Origin of the sequence: Snodgrassella sp. B3088 (genome assembly GCF_026535815.1) — a bacterium.
Lineage (GTDB): Bacteria > Pseudomonadota > Gammaproteobacteria > Burkholderiales > Neisseriaceae > Snodgrassella > Snodgrassella alvi_E.
The window spans coordinates 1-6,733 of record NZ_JAFNPG010000029.1; the positions used below are offsets into that span (position 1 = coordinate 1).

The 6,733-nt window shown below is 49.8% G+C and carries 4 protein-coding genes and 3 pseudogenes; 3 read left to right on the plus strand and 4 right to left on the minus strand.

What is annotated here, in order from left to right; genetic code table 11:
- Positions 1-114 precede the first annotated feature (114 nt).
- A pseudogene (locus J3U75_RS09165) lies at positions 115-2,898 on the minus strand (Tn3-like element Tn3 family transposase); the annotation flags it as partial.
- Positions 2,899-2,962: 64 nt separating this feature from the next.
- Here J3U75_RS09165 and J3U75_RS09170 point away from each other — a divergent pair.
- Positions 2,963-3,256, plus strand: coding sequence for a WbuC family cupin fold metalloprotein (locus J3U75_RS09170; protein WP_116961751.1), 294 nt, complete (start codon positions 2,963-2,965; stop codon positions 3,254-3,256).
- 46 nt (positions 3,257-3,302) lie between these two features.
- Here the strand turns inward: J3U75_RS09170 and J3U75_RS09175 are convergent, their stop codons facing one another.
- Positions 3,303-4,178 carry an extended-spectrum class A beta-lactamase CTX-M-15 gene (locus J3U75_RS09175; protein ID WP_000239590.1) on the minus strand — a complete coding sequence of 292 codons (876 nt, stop codon included), beginning with the start codon at positions 4,176-4,178 and terminating at the stop codon, positions 3,303-3,305.
- A 317-nt stretch (positions 4,179-4,495) separates the two neighbouring features.
- Positions 4,496-4,696, minus strand: a pseudogene (locus J3U75_RS09180) (DUF4158 domain-containing protein); the annotation flags it as partial.
- Between the two features lie 163 nt (positions 4,697-4,859).
- On the opposite strand from J3U75_RS09180, the gene J3U75_RS09185 reads away from it, so the two are divergent.
- Both J3U75_RS09185 and J3U75_RS09190 read left to right on the plus strand, forming a co-directional pair.
- Positions 4,860-5,417, plus strand: a complete 558-nt coding sequence (locus J3U75_RS09185; RefSeq protein WP_152953140.1) for a recombinase family protein — start codon at positions 4,860-4,862, stop codon at positions 5,415-5,417.
- Positions 5,418-5,590: 173 nt separating this feature from the next.
- Positions 5,591-6,451 carry a broad-spectrum class A beta-lactamase TEM-1 gene (locus tag J3U75_RS09190; RefSeq protein WP_000027057.1) on the plus strand — a complete coding sequence of 287 codons (861 nt, stop codon included), beginning with the start codon at positions 5,591-5,593 and terminating at the stop codon, positions 6,449-6,451.
- Positions 6,452-6,598: 147 nt separating this feature from the next.
- Here J3U75_RS09190 and J3U75_RS09195 read toward each other — a convergent pair.
- Positions 6,599-6,733, minus strand: a pseudogene (locus tag J3U75_RS09195) (IS4 family transposase); the annotation flags it as partial.

Below are 6,733 nucleotides of genomic sequence, written 5' to 3' on the forward strand. Positions count from 1 at the left end.
GCGTAGGCCTAGTCCGTAGGCAGGACTTTTCAAGTCTCGGAAGGTTTCTTCAATCTGCATTCGCTTCGAATAGATATTAACGGGGTCTGACGCTCAGTGGAACGAAAACTCACGTTAAGCAACGTTTTCTGCCTCTGACGCCTCTTTTAATGGTCTCAGATGTCCTTTGGTCACCAGTTCTGCCAGCGTGAAGGAATAATGGCCGAGCATATTGATATGTCCGTGGCAAAGCGGGGAGAGGCGTGCGATATCTTCATCATTCAGTGTTTCACCCTGCGCCCGGAGATGATCCAGGGCTGCCTGCATATAAATAGTGTTCCATAACACGACGGCGTTAGTGACCAGCCCCAGTGCGCCCAGTTGATCTTCCTGACCGTCGGTATATCGTTTTCTTATCTCACCTTTTTGACCGTGACAGATGGCTCTGGCAACGGCATGGCGACTTTCTCCCCGATTAAGCTGGGTCAGAATGCGCCGGCGGTAATCTTCATCATCAATATAATTAAGCAGATACAGCGTTTTGTTGATGCGCCCCACTTCAATGATTGCCTGAGTCAGTCCGGAAGGACGTTCACTTTTCAGCAATGAACGGACCAGCACTGAAGCCTGTACTTTGCCCAGCTTCAGGGAGCCAGCGGTCCGGATCATTTCGTCCCACTGAAGGACTATTTTTCGGGGATCTGATTGCCCTCTGGCAATATCATTCAGCACGCCATAGTCGGCATCATGGTCCATTCGCCAGAAAACCGAAGCACCGGCATCAGCCAGGCGTGGAGAAAACTGGTATCCCAGCAGCCAGAAAAGGCCAAAGACAAGTTCGCTGGCACCTGCTGTATCGGTCATAATTTCGGTTGGATTCAGCCCGGTCTCCTGTTCCAGAAGACCTTCCAGCACAAAGATAGAGTCCCTCAGCGTCCCCGGTATAACGATGCCATGAAAGCCGGAATACTGATCGGACACAAAGTTGTACCAGGTGATCCCTCTGTTATTACCAAAGTATTTGCGGTTCGGTCCGGCATTGATTGTTCTGACTGGCGTAACAAAGCGCATTCCATCTGCAGATGCCACTTCTCCTCCACCCCATATCTGTGCCAGTGGCAGCGTTGCCTGAAAATCAACCAGTCTGGCATTAGCGCTGGTGATAGTTTCAGCCCGCAGATAGTTCGCTTTTGTCCAGTTCAGCCGGTGTCGGGTCAGTGCAGGAACATTTGATCTGATCAGTGGTTCCAGACCGATATTGCAGGCTTCAGCCATCAGCACGGCGCTGATGCTGACGGGCAGATCATCAACTCTGGCACTGGCTTCACTAGCATGGAAAAACTCATCAGCAAATCCGGTATGGGCGTTAATTTCGAGCAGCAACTCCGTTAAATCCACCGGAGGGAGTAGATCACTGATCATTTTGCTCAGTCGTTTCAGACTGTCCGGCTCATCAAGACTGGCGAGGGGAGAAATTGTCAACCGGGGCTTCGGGCCAGAAACATCGAGTTCGACAGCCTCATTTTCGCAAAGACGTGCAGCAACCTGTCTGTAACGACTATCAAGCTGATGACCCAGAGATTTTATTGCTTCCTGCGGGTCTGTCGGGTGCCCCAAAGAACGATAAACCTTAATCCGGTTTGCCTGCCAGTCAGCACCCTGTAGTAATCTTGCACGAGGATCTCCCCACCGGTTACTGCCGGTAACGTAGACATCCCTCCGCCTCAGACTATCCTGCAGTTTACTGAGAAAGCAGAGCGTGTATCCCCTGCGGGTGATATGTTTTTCCTTGTTAATCACCAGCCGTTTCCATGACCGACTGATAATTTCCGTTGGTGCGTCGTCAAAAAACTGCCGCCGTGAGCTGAACTCCCGGCTGAGGTAGTCACAGGCATTCAGAGTGGTAACCCCGGCAGGTGCGGATGAAAATTTAACGGTATTCAGCAGATGGGGCAGGAAACGACGAACGCGCCCGTACTGCTCCACCATTTCTTCATGAAAATTATCGTCTGAGGGCCGGGCAATTTCACGGACAAGCGTGATGATTTCAGCCAGCTTTTGCCTTGGGATGTAGCTGAACACCTCAGCACGAATCGATTCGTCCGGTGTTTCTTCTTTCAGCAGGTACGAACATGCGCTGGCGAGCGCCAATGCAGATTTATCCAGATCCTTCAGCGAGCGGAGCCGTTTTTTCTGCCCAATCTTTCTGGCGTCACGGATGATAACGGCCAGCATGGCGTCCAGAACGTCCAATGCATCATCCAGCGCCAGCGTTTCCCATGCAAGGACAAAGGCAACCAGAACCGCCATCCTTTTCTGCGGTGACATCCTGGCAATATTGAACACCGAAGTCATACCAGCATAACGTGCGAGATTTTTCAGGCGCACAGCCGGGAGTGTACTCAGGTTTTCAGCATGCAGGCCAAAATCGTTCAGAGTTTTCCAGCGTTCAATTGCTTCATTAAACGCCGGACCACTGATGGTCACAGGGCCCTTTTTCAGTGATTCCAGTAAAGACAGGCGGCTGCAATCAGTTGGCCCCAGCAGCATCTCCAGCTGTGAACGCTGTTCGGCTGACGGTATCAGTGCCAGTTTGTTCCACAGGCGCAACGTCGCCTTTTCCCTTACCTCTGAAATCAACCGGGTCAGCGTAGTGGCTCCGGGGAGAATAATACGATGTTGCATAAGCCACCCTGTCGCCAGATCGAAAAGCAGGCCAGGACGTTCGTTGCTTATCCAGCTCCGGGTATATAAAAGACGGGTAAGGCGAAATGTCCAGGGCCAGGCAAATTCACGATACTGATAGTGCTGACGTATCAGCGCTGCATGCTCACGGCGGGTATTTTCCCTCTGACCGTATTCTGCAAGAACGGTGATATCACGAATCCCGAGCTGTCTGGCGGTAAAATGCCGGACGCCGGAAGGAATATGACCTGGGACCTACGTGCGCCCGCACCGACACCCTCACACCTTCGAGCTACTGTTGCCATTAAGGGGTCGTTTCGTGGTGCTGAATTTTGACGATCGGGGTACCGTCACCCATCGGGCGATATTGGGGGAAACCTGTACGGTGCTGGAGATGGCCGCAGGAACCTGGCATGCCGTGCTGTCGCTGGATACCGGTGGCATAATTTTTGAAGTAAAACACGGTGGCTATCAACCCGTGGCTGCCGATGACTATGCGCACTGGGCTCCAGCGGAAGGAGAACCAGGAACCACGGAGCTTATGGCCTGGTATGCGCAAGCGCAGGTGGGCGACAGCACTTTTGCCGTCTAAGGCGATAAACAAAAACGGAATGAGTTTCCCCATTCCGTTTCCGCTATTACAAACCGTCGGTGACGATTTTAGCCGCCGACGCTAATACATCGCGACGGCTTTCTGCCTTAGGTTGAGGCTGGGTGAAGTAAGTGACCAGAATCAGCGGCGCACGATCTTTTGGCCAGATCACCGCGATATCGTTGGTGGTGCCATAGCCACCGCTGCCGGTTTTATCCCCCACAACCCAGGAAGCAGGCAGTCCAGCCTGAATGCTCGCTGCACCGGTGGTATTGCCTTTCATCCATGTCACCAGCTGCGCCCGTTGGCTGTCGCCCAATGCTTTACCCAGCGTCAGATTCCGCAGAGTTTGCGCCATTGCCCGAGGTGAAGTGGTATCACGCGGATCGCCCGGAATGGCGGTGTTTAACGTCGGCTCGGTACGGTCGAGACGGAACGTTTCGTCTCCCAGCTGTCGGGCGAACGCGGTGACGCTAGCCGGGCCGCCAACGTGAGCAATCAGCTTATTCATCGCCACGTTATCGCTGTACTGTAGCGCGGCCGCGCTAAGCTCAGCCAGTGACATCGTCCCATTGACGTGCTTTTCCGCAATCGGATTATAGTTAACAAGGTCAGATTTTTTGATCTCAACTCGCTGATTTAACAGATTCGGTTCGCTTTCACTTTTCTTCAGCACCGCGGCCGCGGCCATCACTTTACTGGTGCTGCACATCGCAAAGCGCTCATCAGCACGATAAAGTATTTGCGAATTATCTGCTGTGTTAATCAATGCCACACCCAGTCTGCCTCCCGACTGCCGCTCTAATTCGGCAAGTTTTTGCTGTACGTCCGCCGTTTGCGCATACAGCGGCACACTTCCTAACAACAGCGTGACGGTTGCCGTCGCCATCAGCGTGAACTGGCGCAGTGATTTTTTAACCATGGGATTCCTTATTCTGGAAGATACGAAATAACAACAACATGAATAGTCCCTAAATTCCACGTGTGTTTTTTATTAGCTTCAAAAATCACTATTTCACGAAGAATTTAGACTGCTTCTCACACATTGTAACATTATTTACAACCACCTTTCAATCATTTTTGATAAATCATTGATTTCATCTTTGCTGCAATGATACTTAATAAACTCTGCAAGTTATCCACAGAGCAACACTCAATTTTATTGATGATATTCTTATTATACCAGACATTTTTCATACACTCCCTTGTACGGATAGTTTTCCGACAACTTCATGATTAGGTGAGGAAGGTGCCCAGAAAACGGACACATCCAATTTGCAGGGCAATGCCCAGACGGTTGTGATCACCTCTGCTTTTTCCGATAAATTCCTTGTCTGCTTCATCAAGGTGAAAATATCGTGCCAGCTGAAGCTCATCCGGTTCACCGGTGAATCTGCCATAGCTTTCAGTCTGCTCAGTGGTCAGAAAGTCAACGGGCATATCGGCCTCCCTGCCTGACGGGCATTTAGTAACATTTTTGCAACCGTACGAAATGTTATAAATTATCGGACATCGTAAAACTGTTACATTAATATGTCTATTAAATCGTAAATTTGTAATAATAGACATGAGTTGTCCGATATTCGATTTAAGGTACATTTTTATGCGACTTTTTGGTTACGCTCGGGTCTCAACCAGTCAGCAGTCTCTTGATCTTCAGGTCAGAGCACTCAAAGACGCAGGTGTGAAAGCAAACCGTATATTTACCGATAAGGCATCCGGCAGTTCAACAGATCGGGAAGGGCTGGATTTGCTGAGGATGAAGGTGGAGGAAGATGATGTCATTCTGGTTAAGAAGCTCGACCGTCTTGGCCGCGACACTGCCGATATGATCCAACTGATAAAGGAATTTGACGCTCAGGGCGTGGCAGTCCGGTTCATTGATGACGGGATCAGTACCGACGGTGATATGGGGCAAATGGTGGTCACCATCCTGTCGGCTGTGGCACAGGCTGAACGCCGGAGGATCCTAGAGCGCACGAATGAGGGCCGACAGGAAGCAAAGCTGAAAGGAATCAAATTTGGCCGCAGGCGTACCGTGGACAGGAACGTCGTGCTGACGCTTCATCAGAAGGGCACTGGTGCAACGGAAATTGCTCATCAGCTCAGTATTGCCCGCTCCACGGTTTATAAAATTCTTGAAGACGAAAGGGCCTCGTGATACTATAGGTTAATGTCATGATAATAATGGTTTCTTAGACGTCAGGTGGCACTTTTCGGGGAAATGTGCGCGGAACCCCTATTTGTTTATTTTTCTAAATACATTCAAATATGTATCCGCTCATGAGACAATAACCCTGATAAATGCTTCAATAATATTGAAAAAGGAAGAGTATGAGTATTCAACATTTCCGTGTCGCCCTTATTCCCTTTTTTGCGGCATTTTGCCTTCCTGTTTTTGCTCACCCAGAAACGCTGGTGAAAGTAAAAGATGCTGAAGATCAGTTGGGTGCACGAGTGGGTTACATCGAACTGGATCTCAACAGCGGTAAGATCCTTGAGAGTTTTCGCCCCGAAGAACGTTTTCCAATGATGAGCACTTTTAAAGTTCTGCTATGTGGTGCGGTATTATCCCGTGTTGACGCCGGGCAAGAGCAACTCGGTCGCCGCATACACTATTCTCAGAATGACTTGGTTGAGTACTCACCAGTCACAGAAAAGCATCTTACGGATGGCATGACAGTAAGAGAATTATGCAGTGCTGCCATAACCATGAGTGATAACACTGCGGCCAACTTACTTCTGACAACGATCGGAGGACCGAAGGAGCTAACCGCTTTTTTGCACAACATGGGGGATCATGTAACTCGCCTTGATCGTTGGGAACCGGAGCTGAATGAAGCCATACCAAACGACGAGCGTGACACCACGATGCCTGCAGCAATGGCAACAACGTTGCGCAAACTATTAACTGGCGAACTACTTACTCTAGCTTCCCGGCAACAATTAATAGACTGGATGGAGGCGGATAAAGTTGCAGGACCACTTCTGCGCTCGGCCCTTCCGGCTGGCTGGTTTATTGCTGATAAATCTGGAGCCGGTGAGCGTGGGTCTCGCGGTATCATTGCAGCACTGGGGCCAGATGGTAAGCCCTCCCGTATCGTAGTTATCTACACGACGGGGAGTCAGGCAACTATGGATGAACGAAATAGACAGATCGCTGAGATAGGTGCCTCACTGATTAAGCATTGGTAACTGTCAGACCAAGTTTACTCATATATACTTTAGATTGATTTAAAACTTCATTTTTAATTTAAAAGGATCTAGGTGAAGATCCTTTTTGATAATCTCATGACCAAAATCCCTTAACGTGAGTTTTCGTTCCACTGAGCGTCAGACCCCATTAACAAGTTGTTTGGGTGTTCGAATTTCAACAGGTAAGTTAGTTGCTAGAATCCATGGCTCCTTTGCCGACGCTGAGTAGATTTTAGGTGACGGGTGGTGACAATGAGTCCGTGTCGAGCGCTGATTTTTTCG